Here is a 17,631-nt window from a genome sequence, read left to right as displayed (position 1 = left end):
CAAAAATACATCTTGGAGTGTATTTCTCGCGCTAACCTCCCGCCGCTCATTCCGAGCCGGAGGCTTTCCCATGTCCGCCTATCCCATCGCCATCTACGGCAATGGCCTGTTCCAGGACGGCTATCCAAATCCCCCGATCGCCTACGATGTTCAGGTCGAGCAGCTGAACGCGGGGATCACCACCGTCATCCTGTGGTCGATCCACATCCACGCCGGCGGCGACCTCTATCTGAACGACACCCTGTTCGTCAGCGACGGCCAGATCCAATACGCGACCGACGGGAAGAGCGGGGTCAATCCCGACTTCCCGCGATTGATCACCAGCCTGATGACCGGCGGCAGCGTGAAGGACCTGCTGGTCTCGGTCGGCGCCTGGGGCACCACCAGCGACTTCAGCGCCTGGCTGGCGGCCCGCGATCAGGTCAAGACCAATCTGGGGGTCCTGCAGTCGACCTTCGGGGTGACGGGCGTGGATTTCGACTACGAATCCCAGGACGGCTACACCAGCGCCGACCAGTCGATGATCGTCGCCCTGACGCTGGACGTCGGTTCGCTGGGGCTGTTCGCCACCTATTGTCCGTACACGGCGACCGACTTCTGGACCGGCTGCCTGACCGCGGTCTACCAGCAGAACAACCAGCAGCAGATCGTCAGGTTGATGAACCTGCAGTGCTACGCCGGCGGAAGCGGCAATTCTCCGACCGACTGGGCGCGGGCGGTGCAGAACACGCCCGACACCGGCGTGGCCGACGCCTACGCCTTCATCGTCCCTGGCTATGCGGTGATCGGGGCCGACGGGGGCGATCCGGCCTCGCTCGAGCAGACCTTCGCGGGCCTGGCCGGCATCGGGATCACCGGCGGCTTCCTGTGGAACAGCGGCGGCATCTGGGCGACCGAGGCCTCGGAGGGGCAGGGCGCGCCGCTGCCGTCCGACTACGCCCAGGCGATCACCAACGGGCTGGGCGCTTCGGCCAAGGCGTCGGCGAAGGCGTGAACCCGTTTCCGCCCATCCCGGTCGCCGGCCGGGGTGGGCGGCGTCTTCCCGGGCCTATCGATATCCACGTCTGGTGCGTGGCCGAGGTTTTCGCTTCCTGGGCCGAATGTCGATTCGACCTAGCCCGTGATCTTGTCGCCGCGATGCAACGGGTCGGGCAGGGGATCGCCGGCTTTCACGAACCGCAGCGACACCGAATTGATGCAGTAGCGCAGCCGCGTCGGGGCCGGGCCGTCCGGGAAGACGTGGCCCTGGTGGCTGTCGCAGCGGGCGCACAGGGTCTCGATGCGCAGCATGCCGTAGGAGGTGTCGCGCACCTCCTTGACGTGCGCCTCGTCGAACGGGGCGTAGAAGCTGGGCCAGCCGGTGCCGCTCTCGAACTTGGTCCGGTATTCGAACAAGGGCAGGCCGCACTCGCGGCAGCAATAGACGCCGGGGCTCTTCTCGCCCAGCAGGCCGCCGCAGAACGGGGCCTCGGTGCCGTGATGCAGCAGGACGCGGGCCTCCTCGGCGGTCAGGTCGGCCTCGAGGCGCTGGCGCTCGGGCTCGGTCGGCGGAGTCAGGTCGAAGCCGGTGGCGGAGAGGAGGGGGGCTGTGTCGGTCATGGCCTGCAATCTAGGGGCTCGGACCTTTCACCGATAGGGGCGGCCTGCTGACAAACCAAGGCCGGGCGGAGCATAAGATCGGCCGCCGCGTTCGTTTTCGCAGCCGCTGAAAGGACCCCGCCATGACCATCGCCGTCGCTTTCCTGCAACCGGGCTGGGCCGACTGGGAGGCCGGCCAGGTGCTGGCCGCCCTGCGCGGCTATTATGGCGTCCAGATCGAGATCGCCACGCCGGACGGCGAGCCCCAGACCTCGATGGGCGGGGTGCTGGCGGCGGCGGATTACAAGTTCGCCGACCCGGTCCTGGCCGACGCCGAGGTCTTCCTGCTGATCGGGTCCGACGCCTGGATCGACTACGACGACAAGGCGCTGTTCAGCCTGCTGCGCCAGGCCCAGGCCGACGGCAAGATCATCGGGGCGATCTGCGCCGGAACCGTGGCCGCCGCCCGGGCGGGCTTGCTGGCGGGCAAGGCCCACACCTCCAACGACCGCGACTGGCTGGCCAAGGTCGCGCCGGACTATGCGGGGGCCGAGCGCTATGTCGACACGCCCAAGGCGGTGACCGACGGCAAGCTGGTCACGGCCGCCGGCTCGGCCCCGGTGACCTTCAGCGCCGCCATCGCCCGGCTTGTCGCGCCCGAGGGCAAGCACGACGACTACGTGGCGATGTTCGCCCGGGAGTTCGCGGATTGAAGTCCGGCGGGCTCGGTCGGGGACAGGCCCACGGGCATGTCCCCAATCGCGAGATCCTATTTCAGAGCCGCCGCCGCCACCCGCGCCACCTGGCCGTCCTGGACGCCCGAGCCACCCGAGACGCCGATGGCGCCGGCGATCTTGCCGTCGACGATCAGCAGCTCGCCGCCGTCGATGGCCAGGGCGCCGGTGAAGATGGAATTGAGCGTGCCGCCCTTCACCGCTTCCTGGAAGTAGGCGGTCGGCCGGCGGAAGTTGGCGCTGGTCTCGGCCTTGCGGCGGGCCACGTCGTTGGAGCCGTACTGGGCGCCGTCCATCTTCTCGCTCAGCACCAGGGCCCCGCTGGGCTCGACCACGACGATGACCATCGACCAGCCCTGCTTGCGGGCCTCGGCCTCGGCGGCGGCGGCGGCCGTCCGGGCCTCGGCCAGGGTGATCGGGCGGCCGTAGGGCGGGGCCGGCGGCGGCGCGTGCGGCGCGGCGGCGGGCGCGGGCGCGGTCTGAGCCAGGGCGGGGCCGCCGGCCAAGGCGGCGGCGAGGGTCAGCAGCGCGAAGGCGGGACGAAGCATGGGCGGTTTCCTCTCAGGTCGTGCGATCAGGCCGAACCCAGGCGTTATTTCGCGAATGCGTGAAAAACCCTGAGCGCTGAACGTTTCTCGTGGTTGCGGTCCCCATTGGAAACCGGTGTCATGGACAATGTCACGCTGCGGCGCCGTTGCAAACCTCTGGCGGCCTGCTAGTGCCTGTCCAAAGAGACAACGACAAAAGCGTAGGGAACGGCCGGATGTTCAAGAAGCTGCTGATCGCCAACCGGGGCGAAATCGCGGTGCGCGTGATCAAGACCTGCCGCCGCCTGGGCATCAAGACCGTGGTCGTCTATTCCGACGCCGACGCCGACAGCCTGGCCGTGGAGATGGCCGACGAGACCGTGCACATCGGTCCCGCCCCCGCCAACCAGTCCTACCTGGTCGCCGACAAGATCATCGCCGCCTGCAAGTCGACCGGCGCCGAGGCCGTGCACCCGGGCTTCGGCTTCCTGTCGGAGAACGCCGGCTTCGCCCAGCGCTGCGCTGACGAGGGCGTGGTGTTCATCGGTCCCAACCCCGGCGCCATCTCGGCCATGGGCGACAAGATCGAGAGCAAGAAGTTCGCCGAGAAGGCCGGGGTGTCCTGCGTGCCGGGCCATATCGGCGAGATCGCCGACACCGCCCACGCGGTGACCATTTCCGAGCAGGTCGGCTATCCGGTCATGATCAAGGCCAGCGCCGGCGGCGGCGGCAAGGGCATCCGCGTGGCCTGGAACCGCCAGGATGTCGAGGAGGGCTTCCCGGCCGTGCGCGCCGAGGCCAAGGCCAGCTTCGGCGACGACCGGATCTTCATCGAGAAGTTCATCGAGAGCCCGCGCCACATCGAGATCCAGGTGCTGGGCGACAAGCACGGCAACGTCGTCCACCTGTTCGAGCGCGAATGCTCGATCCAGCGCCGCAACCAGAAGGTCATCGAGGAGGCGCCGAGCCCGCTGCTCGACGAGGCCACCCGCAACGCCATGGGCGCTCAGGCCGTGGCCCTTGCTCAGGCAGTAAGATACGACAGCGCCGGCACGGTCGAGTTCGTGGCCGGCCAGGACAAGAGCTTCTACTTCCTGGAGATGAACACCCGCCTGCAGGTCGAGCATCCGGTCACCGAGCTGATCACCGGCCTGGACCTGGTCGAGCAGATGATCCGCAGCGCCTGGGGCGAGAAGCTGGCCTTCGCGCAGAAGGACCTGAAGATCAACGGCTGGGCCATCGAGAGCCGGATCTACGCCGAGGACCCCTACCGCAAGTTCCTGCCGTCGATCGGGCGTCTGGTCCGCTACGCCCCTCCGGAGGAGGGACAGCATGAGGGCTACACCGTCCGCAACGACGCCGGCGTCCGCGAAGGCGACGAGATCTCGATGTACTACGACCCGATGATCTCCAAGCTGTGCACCTGGGCGCCCACGCGCCTCGAGGCGATCGACGGCATGGGCCGGGCGCTGGAGGACTTCCACATCGAAGGCCTGGGGCAGAACATCCCGTTCCTGGCCGCCGTGATGGACCAGGCGCGGTTCCGCTCGGGCAAGATCTCGACCAACTACATCAAGGACGAATTCGCCGACGGCTTCAAAGGCGTCGAGCCGACGCCCGAGCAGATCGACGTGCTGACCGCGGTGGGCGCGGCTATGCAGCGGGTCTACGCCGCCCGGGCCCGCTCGACCGACGCGGGGCTCAGCAATCCGGTGCGCACCGAATGGATCGTCGCCGTCGGCCACGCCAAGCGTCGGGTCAAGCTGTCGGGCGAGGCCCAGCACCTGTCCATCGAACTGCCCGACGAGGGCCGCGCCTTCCATCTTGAGACCGTCGACTGGCGTCCGGGCAAGCCGGTGTTCCTGGGCAGGCTGGACGGCAAACCGTTCACCGTGCAGGTCACGCCCGCCGCCGAGGGCTTCACGATCCGCCACCGCGCCGCCAAGGCCAAGGTGCTGGTCCTGAGCCCCCGCTCGGCCGAACTGCACGACAAGCTGCCCGAGAAGCAGGCCGCCGACACCTCCAAGCTGGTGCTGTCGCCGATGCCCGGCCTGGTGGTCAGCATGGACGTCGTCCAGGGCCAGCAGGTCCGAGAGGGCGAGGTGGTCTGCGTGCTCGAGGCCATGAAGATGCAGAACATCATCCGCGCCGAGCGCGACGGGGTGGTCAAGGCCGTCAACGCCAAGGGCGGCGACCCGGTCGCGGCCGACGAGGTGCTGGTGGAGTTCGCCTAGACGAAGCTTGGCCGTACGTGGTCTTGTGCCCCCAAGGTTGAGCTTTGGGGGACGATTCCATGACGTTGATGCAGAAGCTGTTCGGCTTCGAGGGACGGCTGCGCCGCCGCGACTACTGGCTGATCATCGTCGGCAAGTATGTGGTCTCGTTCATGGTCGGGGTGCTCGTCTTCGCCGCGACCGGCGACACCGGACAGAACGGGTTCGGGGCCGTCAACATCGCTCAGCTGGTCCTGTTCGTCCCCTCGCTGTGGATCTCGATCGCCATCGCCCTCAAGCGCTGCCACGACCGCGACAAGGGCGGCGGCTGGGTGGCGTTCTTCTGGCTGGTGCCGATCGTCGGCTGGATCTGGGGCTTTATCGAGCTGGGCTTCCTGGACGGCACCCAGGGGCGCAATTCGTACGGCAAGTCGCCCAAGGGCATCGGCTCGGCCGAACCGCTGGCCGAAGTCTTCGCCTAGGCCTTTCGTCCGAACGCCGCCCGGCCTAGGTTCTGCCCATCGGAGTCGCTGGGGTCTGGCTGAATGAACGATCGCGCGGAATGGTGGGACCTGTTCCTGTCGGCCTCGGGCCGGCTGGCGCGCGGCCCGTTCCTGATCGCCTCGGCGGCGCTGTTCATCTTCGCCGTCCTCTATGAGGCGACGGGGATGACCATCCACCTGCTGACCGGCTGGCTGGTCTATCCGCCGCTGCTGTTCTTCGCGACCTGCCTGCTGTCCAAGCGGCTGCACGATCGCGGCCGCTCGGGCTGGTGGGCGGCGCTGATCCTGCTGTCCCTGGTCGCCGTCTGGCCGACGCCCATGCACGTCCTCGATTTCCTGTTCGGCGCCGTCGTCTTCTGGGCGATCATCGAGTTGGGCGTGATGCCGGGCGAGCAGGGCGCCAACCGCTACGGCCCCAATCCGCTGAAGCCGGTTTCGGCGGTCTGAACGCCGTGCGTCCTTCGAGGCTCGCCCAAGGGCTCGCACCTCAGGATGAGGTATTCAGTAGAAGCGCTCCTCATCCTGAGGCGCCCGCGCAGCGGGCCTCGAAGGACGCGGGGCGCTAGACAGGCGGCGCCTCGGCTTCCACAGGCCCGAAGACCCGCTGGAAGGCCGCGCGCAGCGCCTCGTCCGCCTCGTCCATGGTCACCGGCAGGCCCAGGTCGACCAGGCTGGTGACCCCGTGCTCGGTCTGGCCGCAAGGCACGATGCCCGAGAAGTGCTCCAGGTCGGGTTCGACGTTCAGGCTGATCCCGTGGAAGCTGACCCAGCGGCGCAGCTTGACGCCGATGGCGGCGATCTTGTCCTCGCGCGACCAGCCGGGCCCCTTGCGCTCGACCCACACGCCGACCCGGCCCTCGCGCATCTCGCCGGTGACGTTGAAGGCGGCCAGGGCCTCGATGATCCAGGTCTCCAGCGCCGCGACGAAGGCCCGCACGTCGCGGCCGCGCTTGGTCAGGTCCAGCATCACATAAACCACCCGCTGGCCGGGGCCGTGATAGGTGAACTGGCCGCCGCGGCCGCTCTCGAACACCGGGAAGCGGTCGGGGGCGATCAGGTCGGCGGGCTTGGACGAAACGCCGGCGGTATAGAGCGGCGGATGCTCCAGCAGCCAGACCAGCTCGCCCGCCGTGCCGTCGGCGATGGCGGCCGCGCGGGCCTCCATGGCGGCAACGGCTGCCGGGTAGGGCACGCACCCGGTCGAAACCGCCCACCCCGCCGGCGCGCCGTCGGGCGCTCCCAACAGCGGAAGCGCCTTATTTTCAAGGTTTAACGGGCGATCAAGCATACGGCCCTAGTCTTGCATCGGGTGACGCGCGGCCGAAAGCGGTCGCGAGTGAAATCCAGGGACTTACTTCGTGAGCCAGGTCAACGCCGTCAATGTCGAGATCTCCGTTCTTCTGGGACGGTCGATCCTGCCGATGCAGCAGCTGCTGCGCATGGGCCGCGGCGCGGTGATCCCGCTGGACGCCAAGACCAACGACGAGGTCTGGATCCTGGCCAACAACCACCCCATCGCTCGGGGCGAGATCCAGATCAGCGACGACCGCATCGCCATCCAGGTGACCCGAGCCGCCGACGTCTACGACTACATGGCCGGCGGGTCCTAAGGCGCTTTGTTCGCGATCCGCGAACTCCGCTCTTTCCAAATCAAACTCAGTTTGCTACCTGCCGCGCCTCACCACGAGCGGTCGTGGCGGAATTGGTAGACGCGCAGCGTTGAGGTCGCTGTGGGGCAACCCGTGGAAGTTCGAGTCTTCTCGACCGCACCAGGTGAGACAACGGCTTAGAGCGCGCCTGGCGAAATCGGTTTCCGACTCGCCAGGGGCGCTCTAACCATTTTGCGGGGAGGGCTTGGCCCTTCGCAGCTTCAGGTCACGCGCAGGACGCACGTCTCAGAGTTCAGGAGGTCCCAATGTCCCGGGAAACAACCGACCTGACAGACGATCCGCGCCATAACCTGGTCATTCCCGAACCCGAGACGCCCGAGGATCTGGAAGACCTCGCCCTCGGCGACGACTACGCGCTCAATCCCGAATACGTCGAGATGGTCATCGACGCGGCCGACCGCGGCGACACCGCCCGTCTGCGCGAGCTGGTCCACGCCCTGGAGCCGGCCGACGTCGCCGACCTGATGGGCTTCCTGTCGTCCGGCTACCGTGAAGAGGTGATCCCGGTCCTGGATCCGGAATGGCTGGGCGAGATCATCGCCGAGCTGGACGACAACCTGCGCGAGGAAGTGCTGGAGGCGACGCCCTCGCACACCCTGGCCAAGGCGCTCGAGGAGCTGGACTCCGACGACGCCGCCGACGTCATCGACGATCTGGACGAGGGCAAGCGCGCCCAGGTGCTGGCCGCCATGGACGAGGGCGACCGCGCGGCGATCGAGACCACCCTGGCCTATGAGGACGAGACGGCCGGCCGCCTGATGCAGCGCGAGTTCCTGGCCGCGCCGCAGTTCTGGACCGTCGGCCAGACCATCGACCACGTCCGTGAGTCCGGCGCGAACCTGCCGGAGCTGTTCTTCGACGTCTATGTGGTCGATCCGTCGTTCACGCCGGTCGGCGCCCTGCCGATCAGCCAGCTGCTGACCAACAAGCGCGACACGCCCCTGGCTGAGATCATGGAGCCGGTGACCGAGATCACCGTCGACATGGACCAGGAGGAGGTCGCCTACATCTTCGACAAGTACCACCTGATCAGCGCCCCCGTCGTCGAGGCCGGCGGCCGGCTGGTGGGCCAGATCACCGTCGACGACATCGTCGGCGTCATCCGCGAGGAAGCGGAAGAAGACATCCTGGCCCTGGCCGGGGTGAGCGACGCCGGCCGCGACGCCAATGTCGTCGACATCGTCAAGGCGCGCCTGCCGTGGCTGCTGCTGAACCTGGTCACCGCCACCATCGCCGTCAGCGGCGTGGCCGTGTTCCAGGGCGAGATCGCCCAGCTGGTGGCCCTGGCCATCCTGATGCCGATCGTCTCGTCCCTGGGCGGCAACGCCGGCACCCAGACCCTGGCCGTGGCCGTGCGCGCCTTGGCCAGCAAGGAACTGACCACCGCCAACGCCCGCCGGATCATCCTGCGCGAGCTGTCGGTGGGCATCGTCAACGGCTGCACCCTGGCCCTGGTCATGGGCGGGGCGACCTATCTGTTCTTCGGCCCGGCCGACCACCACGGCAAGCTGGCGATCATCGTGGGCTTGGCCCTGATCACCAACATCTTCACCGCGGCGGTCGGCGGCATACTGGCGCCGCTGGCCCTGGCCAAGATGGGACGAGACCCGGCGGTGTCCTCGTCGATCTTCGTGACCTTCCTGACCGACTTCACCGGCTTCTTCGCCGTGCTGCTGATCGCGGCCCTATTGTTGCACTAAGGGCGTAGAATAGGCCGTGGCTCTGGACGGCGCGGCTCGAATCCGCCACGCGCGGCGTTCAGAACAACAAAAGGGGCGATGAGCCCCTTCGGGCCGCCAGAACGGCGCCCATCTTGCGCGGAGCACCCCGAACGCATCCGCGTCTGTCTCAAACTGGGTCATTCTTGGCGATGAAACCGCGTTATCAGGTCTCCCGCGCCGCCGTCGATCTCATCAAGAGGTTCGAAGGGTACCGGATGAAAGCCGCGCAGCTGCCCGATGGGCGCTGGACGCTGGGCTACGGCCACACCCTGACCGCGCGGGCCGGGGCGTCTGTCTCGGAACAGGACGCTGAAGCTCTGCTGCTTTACGACCTGATCACCGTGGCCCATGCGGTCAACGAGAACGTCTACACGCCGCTGAACCAGAACCAGTTCGACGCCCTGGTCTGCTTCGCCTTCAACATCGGCACGGAAAACTTCGTCCGCTCGGCCGTGTTGCGTCGCCTGAACGAGGGCGCGCTGCTGCAGGCGGCCTGCGAGATGGAGATGTGGCGCAAGGCCGATTTCGAGGGCGAGCGCATCGTCATCGACGCCCTGGTTCGCCGGCGTTCGGCCGAGAAGGCGCTGTTCCTGACTCCGGCCGACGGCCACTGGGTGGCCGCGCCCAGCCCGGTGCTGCGTCCCAAGATCGACTACGACGCCGGGAAGCTGGTCCCCAGCCAGGCTCCCGCCGCGATCACCGCTTCGCTGAACGGCGACAAGGCCATCGCGCTGCGCCAGGACGGCTCGCCCGCCTTGGCGCTGAACGGCGCCGGGCCCAGCGCCAGCGAACAGGCGGCCGCCGCCGTCGGCGCGCGTCTCGAGGCGATCCTGCCCGACGAGTCCGCCGCCATGGCGCCGGCCCGCGGGCTGGCCGCCCCGACCCAGGACCTGGTCCTGCCGGAGCCGCCCGCCTTGGCCGCCGCCGCCGCGCCGTCGCCGTTCGTCTACCCGACCCCCGAGCCGTCGGTCGCCAGCGAGCCCGTCGCGCCGTTCCAGCTGACGCCGGAAGAGCCGGTCGCCGAATCGGCCTTCGCGCCGCCGCCGCCGCCGGCCTTCGAGCCGGCCGCCGCGACGAGCAGCGAGCCCGGCCTGTTCGAAACCGCGCGCGCGTCCACCAACGGCTCGCTGTTCAACCTGGGCGGCTTCTCCACCAGCGGCCCGGTCGAGCTGGAACCGCAGGACGTCGCCTTCGCCCACGTGCAGCCGCACGCCTTCGGCGGGATCAGCCTGCTGGTCAGCCTGGGCCTGCTGGGCCTGGCCCTGTTCGGCGGCGGCATCCTGTGGAACCTCAGCGTCGGGGCCAACGAAGGCCTGTCGCCGATCAAGATGTTCGGCTGGGGCGCCAGCGTGATCGGCATGATCTGCTTCGCCACCTCGGCCTATCTGCTGATGCGTCGGCTGGGCGATCCCGAGCCGATGGGCGAAGACTAGACCTGAATCTAGACCATTCAGAGCATGAACGCCCGCGGGTCTGCTTGATCCGCGGGCGTTTGTGCTATGCAGGCGATCATGACGAACCAAACCGCACCCTCGATGGACTTCGCGCTGGGCGAGACGGCCGACGCGATCCGTGACACCACCGCCCGCTTCGCGGCCGACCGCATCGCACCGATCGCCGCCAGGATCGACGAGACCAACGAATTTCCCCGCGACCTCTGGATCCCGATGGGCGACCTGGGCCTGCACGGCATCACCGTCGAGGAAGAGTTCGGCGGGCTGGGCCTGGGCTATCTCGAGCACGTGATCGCCATGGAGGAGGTCTCCAGGGCCTCGGCCTCGGTCGGCCTCAGCTACGGCGCCCACTCCAATCTCTGCGTCAACCAGATCCGCCGCTGGGGCACGCCGGAGCAGAAGCAGCGCTACCTGCCCAAGCTGATCAGCGGCGAGCACGTCGGCTCGCTGGCCATGAGCGAGGCCGGCTCGGGCTCGGACGTGGTGTCGATGAAGCTGAAGGCGGAGCAGGTCGGCGACCGCTATGTGCTGAACGGCACGAAGTTCTGGATCACCAACGCCCCGCACGCCGACACTCTGGTGGTCTACGCCAAGACCGACGAAAAGCGCATCACCGCCTTCCTGATCGAGAAGGGCATGAAGGGCTTCAGCGTCTCCAAGAAGCTCGACAAGATGGGCATGCGCGGATCGGACACCGCCGAGCTGGTGTTCGAGGACTGCGAGGTCCCGGAAGAGAATGTGATGGGCCCGGTGGGCGGCGGGGTCGGGGTGCTGATGAGCGGCCTGGATTACGAGCGCGCCGTGCTGTCGGCCGGACCGCTGGGCATCATGCAGGCCTGCCTGGACGTGGTGCTGCCCTATGTCCGCGAGCGCAAGCAGTTCGGCCAGGCGATCGGCTCGTTCCAGCTGATGCAGGGCAAGGTGGCCGACATGTACGTGGCGCTGAATTCGGCCCGGGCCTACGTCTATGCCGTGGCCCGCGCCTGCGACGCCGGCAAGACCACTCGGTTCGACGCGGCGGGCGCCATCCTGATGGCCAGCGAGAACGCGGTGAAGGTGTCGCTGGAGGCCGTCCAGGCCCTGGGCGGCGCGGGCTACACCAAGGAATGGCCGGTCGAGCGCCTGGTGCGCGACGCCAAGCTCTACGACATCGGCGCGGGGACCAACGAGATCCGCAGGTTCCTGATCGGGCGGGAGCTGGTGGGGGCGTAGGGCGGCCTGTTCTCCAGGCCCTCCCCCCGTGGGGGGAGGCGATCGCGCAGCGATCGGTGGGGGGGAGGGAGGACGGATCCTGCAGGCGGGCGCCTGCTGATCACTCCCCCCTCCGTCGGCTTCGCCGACACCTCCCCCACAGGGGGAGAACCTAGGTGGCGACAAAAATGTAAGGGCCGCCCCGATCGCTCGGGACGGCCCTCCATCGTCGTAGCCGCGTCGCGGCGTGACTTGAACCTTAGGCGTTCAACGCCCTCAGTTGGAAACCTCGATCTTCAGGCTCCAGGTCACTCGCGACCTCGGTTGGAGACAATGAGACACTGGTCACCTCCTTTCAGTTGTTGAACAACACAAGAGGAATATGGGCGCCGTTCGGCGGTTCTGCAAAGGGGCAATGTCGCGACCGTACGTCGCGGCGCGTGAAGGCTTCATCAGAAGGCGGATGACGGAGTGAAAGGCACTCCCGGGTCGCGCAAAAGGGGGGACATGCGCGACCCGGGACCACATCGTCGGGATCAGGCTAGAGGGCCCGCGCGATCACGACGATGAGGGTCCAAAGACCGAGATTGAGGCCCAGCATGCCCAGGCGATGCACGTTCACGGCCGAAGACTTGGCGGTGATGGCGATAGCGGTGGCGGCGGAGCGGGTCACTTCGGTTTCCATCTGGCGGCGCGTTAGGTCAGCGCCTTAACCAAAGATAGGCATTGTCGGCTTCCGGACCCATGCGACAAAAGCTACGCATCGGCGCAAATGAGCGGACCGATTGTCGCAGTTCTTGCACGGAGGGCCGGATGCCGGTCTGGGATCCCGACATCTATCAGCGCTACAAGGCCTATCGCGACCGACCAGCCCTGGACCTGATGCTGCAGATCCCGCGGGACCTGGAGCCGCGCGAGATCTGGGACCTGGGCTGCGGGACCGGCGAGCACGCGGCCCTGCTGGCGATGCGCCATCCGAGCGCCCGCGTGCACGGCCTGGACACCAGTCCGGAGATGCTGGCGCGGGGCAGGGCGATGCGGGCCGACATCGACTGGGTGCTGGGCGACATCGCGACCTTCGCCCCCGAGATCCCGCCCGATCTGATCTTCACCAACGCCGCCCTGCAGTGGGTGGACGACCACGCGGCGCTGTTCCCGCGCCTGATGGGCCTGCTGGCGCCCGGCGGCGTCCTGGCCTGCCAGATCCCCGTGGTGGCCGACGACGGCTGGCGGCGCAGCCTGCGAGAGGTGGCGGCGGACGGGCCCTGGGCCTCGCGGCTGGCCGATATCGAGCGCGTGCGCTCCGGCGTCGATCCGCGCCCCTATCATGACTGGCTGTCGCCCCTGAGCCAGGACCTCGACGTCTGGGTGACGACCTATGTCCACGCTCTGGGCGGCGACGACCCGATCGTCGACTGGACGTCGGGCACGAGCCTGCGGCCCTATCTGGAGGCCTTCAGCGATCCGGCCGAGCGGGCGGCCTTCCTGGCGGCCTGGCGCGAGCGGCTGGCGGTCGACTATCCGCGCCGCGAGGACGGGGCGACCCTGTTTCCGTTCACCCGGCTGTTCGTGGTCGCCCGCCGCCGCTGACGGCGGCCCCCTGGGCGGCTTGGGCGGCTTGGGCGGCCAGGTCGGCCAGGCTGGGCCGCCGGCGCAGCTCGCTGACCGGCTTGCCCAGGCCGTCGACGGCCTGGGCCGCGGCGGCGCGGCCGGCGGCGACGGCGGGTTCGAAGGCCTTCCAGTCGCGGATGTCGATCTTGTCCAGCTTGGGGGTGATCAGCACGTCGGTGGCCTCGCGGCTGGCGGTCAGGTCGCGGCCGGTCGAGACCGTGGCGGCCCGCATCAGCAGGGCGACGATCGGCGGGCCCTTGCGCCATTCGCCGGACCAGAACCAGGTCCACAGCGAGGCCGGGCGGTCGACGTCGTCGGCGGTGATGCTGCGGCCACGCGTGACGTCCACCCCGACGATCGGACCCAGCTGGAAGGCGCGCATGACGTCGGCCGGGAAGTTCTTCATCACCGCCCCGTCGACCAGCACCGAATTGCCGTCGGTCACCGGCGGCAGCACGCCGGGCAGCGAGATCGAGGCCCGCAGAGCGTCGCGCAGCAGGCCCTGGCGGTGCAGGTGATAGGCCCCCGAGGTCAGGTTCGACGACACGCAGAAGAACGGCAGCCACAGGTCGGCGATCTCGATGTCGTCGAAGTGTTCGTTCAGCCGCGCCTTGACCTTCAGGCCCCGGGTCATGGCCACCAGGGGGAAGGCGATGTCGTCCAGCGGGCTGGTCTCGACGAAGGCCTTGCGGATGCGGGTCTCCATCTCGCCGTCGTCCCAGCCCATGGCCAGGCCCGCGGCGACGACCGCGCCCATCGAGGCGCCGCCGACGAAGTCGATCGGCACGCCGCGTTCGCGCAGGGCCTGGATCGCGCCGACATGGGCGTAGGCCCGCGCGCCGCCGCCCGACAGCACCAGGCCCACCGACTGGCCGGTCAGCACCCGGGCCAGGCGCTGCACGTCGGCCATGCCGTTCTCGCGCAAATGGAACAGCCGCGCGGCCTGGGTGGCGTTCAGCCATTCGCCCGAGCCCTTGGGATGGGTCACGGCGGCCGGCTGCAGCAGGATCAGGTCGACCAGGCGCTGGTCCTGCAACGGACCCGAGGCATAGGACGGAATGACCGCCGGCGGCTTGTGGTCGCCCAGGCCGACGCGAAACAGCCGGTCCACCTGGCGGCCGACCACGTGCTTCCAGGCCGTCTCTCCGGCCTCGGCCACATAGAGCACGAAGTCGTGCTGGCGTTCGACGCCGCTGAACCACTCGGTCGGGGCCAGCAGGGATTCCGCGCCCTCGACGGTGACCGAATAGCCCAGGACCCCGATGGCGTGGGCGATGCGTTCGACGATCGGCCGGATCGGCTTGTCGGGCTCGACCGCGATGAAGCCGTAGACCGAAGGGTCGCCGATCGAGGCGTGCGCCCCGGCGTTGCGGGCCCGGCGGATCATCAGCCGCGACAGCTCGATCATCACCGCCGGATCGCGCTCGACGGCCTCGAAGAAGGCGGCGCGGGGCAGGGCCAGGATTTCCGAATCGCGCAGGGCCACCAGGTTGGCCGAATGGGGCGAGCCGGCGATCATCGCCATCTCGCCGGCCGGTTCGCCGGGGCGGATCACCCCCAGGAACTGCGACTCCTGGCCTTCTTCCCGCCGAAAGGCCCCCAGCCGTCCCGTGCGCAGGAAGTAGAGATAGTCCGCCGCCTCGCCGGGCGCGTAGAGTGTCGCGCCGCCCGGCAACGAGAACCAGGCGGCGTCGCCTTCGCGGTGTTCTTGCGCGAAGAGCCGGGCGAGGGCCGTATCGGCCATGAAGTCGGGCAGGGTGACCACGGGTGGGACGCTAACTTGAACCGCGGACCTTGACCATCGAAGGTCAAAAACTGCGGCTTTCGGTGGGAAACGGAAAAGGCTATGCCTCGATAATGCCGAAGATGAACACGGGTATCGACAAGAACGGCGAGACTTTCGCCAAAAACGCCGCGCACAACCGCGCCCTCGTCGAGACGCTGCGCGAAAGGGTCGCGCGGGCGGCGCTGGGCGGGCCGGAAACCGCCCGGACGCGTCACGCGGCCCGCGGCAAGCTCTTGCCCCGCCAGCGCGTCGAGCGGCTGCTGGACCCCGGCTCGCCGTTCCTGGAGATCGGCCAGCTGGCCGCCTGCGACCTCTATAACGGCGAGGCGCCCGGCGCCGGCGTGATCACCGGCATCGGCCGGGTTTCGGGCCGCGAGGTGATGATCGTCGCCAACGACGCCACCGTGAAGGGCGGCGCCTATTTCCCGATGACGGTGAAGAAGCACCTGCGCGCCCAGGAGATCGCCCAGCAGAACCGCCTGCCGTGCGTCTATCTGGTCGACAGCGGCGGGGCCAACCTGCCGCACCAGGCCGAGGTCTTCCCCGACCGCGACCACTTCGGCCGCATCTTCTTCAACCAGGCCCGGATGAGCGCGGCGGGCATCGCCCAGATCGCCTGCGTCATGGGCTCGTGCACGGCCGGCGGGGCTTATGTGCCGGCCATGAGCGACGAGACGTTGATCGTCCGCGACCAGGGCACCATCTTCCTGGCCGGCCCGCCGCTGGTGAAGGCCGCGACGGGCGAGGTCATCTCGGCCGAGGAACTGGGCGGGGCCGACACCCACGGCCGGCGCTCGGGCGTGGTCGACCACGTGGCCAATGACGACGAGCACGCGCTGGAGATCGTCCGCTCGATCGTCGCCAACCTGAACACCACCAAGCGGGTCGAGACCGAGATCCGCGACGCCAGGCCGCCTGTCCACGATCCGGCCGAGCTGTACGGCATCGTGCCCACCGACGTGCGCGCCCCCTACGACGTGCGCGAGGTGATCGCCCGCATCGTCGACGGCAGCGAGTTCGACGAGTTCAAGGCGCTGTACGGCACGACCCTGGTCTGCGGCTTCGCGCGGATCTGGGGCCAGCCGGTGGCCATCCTGGCCAACAACGGCGTGCTGTTCAGCGAGAGCGCCGTGAAGGGCGCGCACTTCATAGAATTGGCCTGCAAGCGCAAGATTCCACTGGTCTTTCTGCAGAACATCTCGGGCTTCATGGTCGGCGGCAAGTACGAGGCCGGCGGCATCGCCAAGGACGGCGCCAAGTTGGTCACGGCGGTCGCCAGCGCCGAGGTGCCCAAGTTCACCGTGCTGATCGGCGGCAGCTTCGGGGCCGGCAACTACGGCATGTGCGGCCGCGCCTACAGCCCGCGCTTCCTGTTCACCTGGCCCAACAGCCGCATCAGCGTGATGGGCGGCGAGCAGGCGGCCAGCGTGCTGTCGACCATCAAGCGCGACGGGATGGAGGCCAAGGGCGAGACCTGGGCGGCCGAGGACGAGGAAGCCTTCAAGGCCCCGATCCGCGACCGCTACGAGGCCGAGGGCGACCCCTACCACGCCACCGCCCGCCTGTGGGACGACGGGATCATCGACCCGGCCCAGACCCGCGACGTACTGGGCCTGGCGATCAGCGCCAGCCTGAACGCCCCGATCCCCGAGACCACCTTCGGCGTCTTCCGGATGTGATTGGTGGAAGCCCTCGTCCTTCGACAAGCTCAGGATGAGGAATTCAAATGTCGGATTAGCCCTCATCCTGAGCTTGTCGAAGGACGAGGGCGGGCCAAGAAAGTGGATGTCATGACCAACCCTATCGTCGATCCGATCGCGGAGATCCCCACCGACGCCATGACGCCGCTGGTCCATCTGGACTCCACGCTCGGCGGCGCGGTCACCGTCTGGATCAACCGACCGGCCAAGAAGAACGCCTTCGACGCGGCGACCATCGCCGCCCTGCACCAGACGTTCGAGACCCTGCACGGAGCCGAGGGCGTGCGGATCGTCTTCCTGCGCGGAGTGGGCGGGGCGTTCAGCGCCGGGGCCGACCTGGAATGGATGAAGGCGGCGGCCGGCTGGAGCGAGGACGACAACCGCGACGACGCCTTGGGCCTGGCCCACATGCTCAAGGCCCTGCACGACATCCCGGCCCTGACCGTGGCCCTGGTCGAGGGGCCGGCCTTCGGCGGCGGGGCGGGCTTGGTCGCGGCCTGCGACCACGCCCTGGCCACGGCCGACGCCAGGTTCGCCTTCTCCGAGGTCAAGCTGGGCCTGACCCCGGCCACCATCAGTCCCTATGTGATCGCCGCCCTGGGGCCGCGCACCGCCAAGCTGTTGTTCGCCACCGGCCGGATGTTCGACGCCGACCAGGCCTGGAGCTACGGCCTGGTCGACGAGGTGTTCGACGACGCCGCCGGCCTGGTCGCCGCCCAGGACGCCCTGATCGAGGAGGTCGCGGCCTGCGCCCCCGGCGCGATCGGCGACGCCAAGGCCCTGGTCAACGACTTCGTCGGCCAAAAGATCGACCGCGGCCTGATCGACGAGACGGCAAAACGCATCGCGCGCCGCCGTGTGTCGGACGAAGGACAAGAAGGCGTGCGCGCGTTCCTCGAACGCCGTAAACCCGGCTGGACCATCTAGAGTCGAGCAGGGGGCC

The 17,631-nt window shown here is 68.5% G+C and carries 17 protein-coding genes, 1 tRNA gene and 1 pseudogene; 14 read left to right on the top strand and 5 right to left on the bottom strand.

The window, feature by feature from the left end:
• Window positions 1-70: 70 nt before the first annotated feature.
• On the top strand, window positions 71-994 hold the full coding sequence (locus ASD21_RS19160) for a hypothetical protein (protein ID WP_056445068.1): 924 nt from the start codon (window positions 71-73) through the stop codon (window positions 992-994).
• Window positions 995-1,113: 119 nt separating this feature from the next.
• Here the strand turns inward: ASD21_RS19160 and msrB are convergent, their stop codons facing one another.
• The gene (msrB, locus tag ASD21_RS19155) at window positions 1,114-1,599 is read right to left on the bottom strand and encodes a peptide-methionine (R)-S-oxide reductase MsrB (RefSeq protein ID WP_056445065.1); all 486 of its coding nucleotides are present in this window, start codon (window positions 1,597-1,599) and stop codon (window positions 1,114-1,116) included.
• 122 nt (window positions 1,600-1,721) lie between these two features.
• Here msrB and ASD21_RS19150 point away from each other — a divergent pair, with 122 nt between their 5' ends.
• Entirely contained in the window at window positions 1,722-2,291 is a 570-nt protein-coding gene (locus ASD21_RS19150) for a DJ-1/PfpI family protein (RefSeq protein WP_056445060.1), read from the top strand.
• 56 nt (window positions 2,292-2,347) lie between these two features.
• Here ASD21_RS19150 and ASD21_RS19145 read toward each other — a convergent pair whose 3' ends face one another.
• A complete protein-coding gene (locus ASD21_RS19145; RefSeq protein ID WP_056445059.1) occupies window positions 2,348-2,860 on the bottom strand; it encodes a GlcG/HbpS family heme-binding protein in 513 nt (170 codons plus the stop codon).
• Window positions 2,861-3,075: 215 nt separating this feature from the next.
• Here ASD21_RS19145 and ASD21_RS19140 point away from each other — a divergent pair, with 215 nt between their 5' ends.
• From ASD21_RS19140 to ASD21_RS24125, 4 genes and pseudogenes are all read left to right on the top strand, one after another.
• On the top strand, window positions 3,076-5,073 hold the full coding sequence (locus tag ASD21_RS19140; RefSeq protein WP_056445055.1) for an acetyl-CoA carboxylase biotin carboxylase subunit: 1,998 nt from the start codon (window positions 3,076-3,078) through the stop codon (window positions 5,071-5,073).
• Between the two features lie 59 nt (window positions 5,074-5,132).
• Window positions 5,133-5,534, top strand: coding sequence for a DUF805 domain-containing protein (locus ASD21_RS19135; protein WP_056445053.1), 402 nt, complete (start codon window positions 5,133-5,135; stop codon window positions 5,532-5,534).
• Window positions 5,535-5,597: 63 nt separating this feature from the next.
• Window positions 5,598-6,002, top strand: a complete 405-nt coding sequence (locus ASD21_RS19130; protein ID WP_056445050.1) for a DUF805 domain-containing protein — start codon at window positions 5,598-5,600, stop codon at window positions 6,000-6,002.
• Window positions 6,001-6,121, top strand: a pseudogene (locus ASD21_RS24125) (hypothetical protein); the annotation flags it as partial. The gene ASD21_RS19130 and the pseudogene ASD21_RS24125, both read left to right, overlap by 2 nt.
• On the opposite strand, the gene lipB reads toward ASD21_RS24125, so the two are convergent.
• A complete protein-coding gene (gene lipB, locus ASD21_RS19125; protein WP_056445047.1) occupies window positions 6,118-6,843 on the bottom strand; it encodes a lipoyl(octanoyl) transferase LipB in 726 nt (241 codons plus the stop codon). The pseudogene ASD21_RS24125 and the gene lipB overlap by 4 nt on opposite strands.
• 70 nt (window positions 6,844-6,913) lie before the next feature.
• Between lipB and ASD21_RS19120 the strand changes: the two genes are divergently transcribed.
• The 5 genes from ASD21_RS19120 (at window position 6,914) to ASD21_RS19100 (ending at window position 11,612) form a co-directional block, all read left to right on the top strand.
• On the top strand, window positions 6,914-7,165 hold the full coding sequence (locus ASD21_RS19120; RefSeq protein WP_012287186.1) for a FliM/FliN family flagellar motor switch protein: 252 nt from the start codon (window positions 6,914-6,916) through the stop codon (window positions 7,163-7,165).
• Between the two features lie 77 nt (window positions 7,166-7,242).
• A tRNA-Leu gene (locus ASD21_RS19115) sits at window positions 7,243-7,327 on the top strand.
• A gap of 143 nt (window positions 7,328-7,470) precedes the next feature.
• Complete coding sequence (gene mgtE / locus ASD21_RS19110; RefSeq protein WP_056445044.1) at window positions 7,471-8,925, top strand: magnesium transporter; 1,455 nt, start codon at window positions 7,471-7,473, stop codon at window positions 8,923-8,925.
• A 170-nt stretch (window positions 8,926-9,095) separates the two neighbouring features.
• Window positions 9,096-10,379: a lysozyme-family localization factor SpmX gene (spmX, locus tag ASD21_RS19105; RefSeq protein ID WP_056445042.1), complete on the top strand. Its 1,284-nt coding sequence runs from the start codon at window positions 9,096-9,098 to the stop codon at window positions 10,377-10,379.
• A 78-nt stretch (window positions 10,380-10,457) separates the two neighbouring features.
• Entirely contained in the window at window positions 10,458-11,612 is a 1,155-nt protein-coding gene (locus ASD21_RS19100) for an isovaleryl-CoA dehydrogenase (protein WP_056446204.1), read from the top strand.
• A 520-nt stretch (window positions 11,613-12,132) separates the two neighbouring features.
• On the opposite strand, the gene ASD21_RS25085 is transcribed toward ASD21_RS19100, so the two are convergent.
• Window positions 12,133-12,264 carry a hypothetical protein gene (locus ASD21_RS25085; protein WP_268760997.1) on the bottom strand — a complete coding sequence of 44 codons (132 nt, stop codon included), beginning with the start codon at window positions 12,262-12,264 and terminating at the stop codon, window positions 12,133-12,135.
• A gap of 140 nt (window positions 12,265-12,404) precedes the next feature.
• Between ASD21_RS25085 and ASD21_RS19095 the strand changes: the two genes are divergently transcribed.
• The gene (locus ASD21_RS19095) at window positions 12,405-13,181 is read left to right on the top strand and encodes a methyltransferase domain-containing protein (protein WP_056445039.1); all 777 of its coding nucleotides are present in this window, start codon (window positions 12,405-12,407) and stop codon (window positions 13,179-13,181) included.
• Here the strand turns inward: ASD21_RS19095 and ASD21_RS19090 are convergent.
• Window positions 13,147-14,946: a patatin-like phospholipase family protein gene (locus ASD21_RS19090; RefSeq protein WP_162250261.1), complete on the bottom strand. Its 1,800-nt coding sequence runs from the start codon at window positions 14,944-14,946 to the stop codon at window positions 13,147-13,149. The genes ASD21_RS19095 and ASD21_RS19090 overlap by 35 nt on opposite strands.
• A gap of 113 nt (window positions 14,947-15,059) precedes the next feature.
• On the opposite strand from ASD21_RS19090, the gene ASD21_RS19085 reads away from it, so the two are divergent.
• Both ASD21_RS19085 and ASD21_RS19080 read left to right on the top strand, forming a co-directional pair.
• The gene (locus ASD21_RS19085) at window positions 15,060-16,667 is read left to right on the top strand and encodes a carboxyl transferase domain-containing protein (protein WP_056445033.1); all 1,608 of its coding nucleotides are present in this window, start codon (window positions 15,060-15,062) and stop codon (window positions 16,665-16,667) included.
• A 111-nt stretch (window positions 16,668-16,778) separates the two neighbouring features.
• Window positions 16,779-17,615, top strand: a complete 837-nt coding sequence (locus tag ASD21_RS19080) for an enoyl-CoA hydratase-related protein (RefSeq protein WP_056445030.1) — start codon at window positions 16,779-16,781, stop codon at window positions 17,613-17,615.
• The last annotated feature ends 16 nt before the right edge of the window (window positions 17,616-17,631 follow it).

Source organism: Caulobacter sp. Root1455, from assembly GCF_001426905.1.
In the GTDB taxonomy this organism is placed as follows: domain Bacteria; phylum Pseudomonadota; class Alphaproteobacteria; order Caulobacterales; family Caulobacteraceae; genus Caulobacter.
Note: the sequence above shows the minus strand (reverse complement) of the source record. Positions and strands in the feature narration are given on the sequence as shown.

Excerpts from the sequence above, each read along its gene's own strand:
- ASD21_RS19160 (WP_056445068.1), top strand. The coding sequence starts at position 71 with ATGTCCGCCTATCCCATCGCCATCTACGGCAATGGCCTGTTCCAGGAC.
- msrB (WP_056445065.1), bottom strand. The coding sequence starts at position 1,599 with ATGACCGACACAGCCCCCCTCCTCTCCGCCACCGGCTTCGACCTGACT.
- ASD21_RS19150 (WP_056445060.1), top strand. The coding sequence starts at position 1,722 with ATGACCATCGCCGTCGCTTTCCTGCAACCGGGCTGGGCCGACTGGGAG.
- ASD21_RS19145 (WP_056445059.1), bottom strand. The coding sequence starts at position 2,860 with ATGCTTCGTCCCGCCTTCGCGCTGCTGACCCTCGCCGCCGCCTTGGCC.
- ASD21_RS19140 (WP_056445055.1), top strand. The coding sequence starts at position 3,076 with ATGTTCAAGAAGCTGCTGATCGCCAACCGGGGCGAAATCGCGGTGCGC.
- ASD21_RS19135 (WP_056445053.1), top strand. The coding sequence starts at position 5,133 with ATGACGTTGATGCAGAAGCTGTTCGGCTTCGAGGGACGGCTGCGCCGC.
- ASD21_RS19130 (WP_056445050.1), top strand. The coding sequence starts at position 5,598 with ATGAACGATCGCGCGGAATGGTGGGACCTGTTCCTGTCGGCCTCGGGC.
- lipB (WP_056445047.1), bottom strand. The coding sequence starts at position 6,843 with ATGCTTGATCGCCCGTTAAACCTTGAAAATAAGGCGCTTCCGCTGTTG.
- mgtE (WP_056445044.1), top strand. The coding sequence starts at position 7,471 with ATGTCCCGGGAAACAACCGACCTGACAGACGATCCGCGCCATAACCTG.
- spmX (WP_056445042.1), top strand. The coding sequence starts at position 9,096 with ATGAAACCGCGTTATCAGGTCTCCCGCGCCGCCGTCGATCTCATCAAG.
- ASD21_RS19100 (WP_056446204.1), top strand. The coding sequence starts at position 10,458 with ATGACGAACCAAACCGCACCCTCGATGGACTTCGCGCTGGGCGAGACG.
- ASD21_RS19095 (WP_056445039.1), top strand. The coding sequence starts at position 12,405 with ATGCCGGTCTGGGATCCCGACATCTATCAGCGCTACAAGGCCTATCGC.
- ASD21_RS19090 (WP_162250261.1), bottom strand. The coding sequence starts at position 14,946 with ATGGCCGATACGGCCCTCGCCCGGCTCTTCGCGCAAGAACACCGCGAA.
- ASD21_RS19085 (WP_056445033.1), top strand. The coding sequence starts at position 15,060 with ATGCCGAAGATGAACACGGGTATCGACAAGAACGGCGAGACTTTCGCC.
- ASD21_RS19080 (WP_056445030.1), top strand. The coding sequence starts at position 16,779 with ATGACCAACCCTATCGTCGATCCGATCGCGGAGATCCCCACCGACGCC.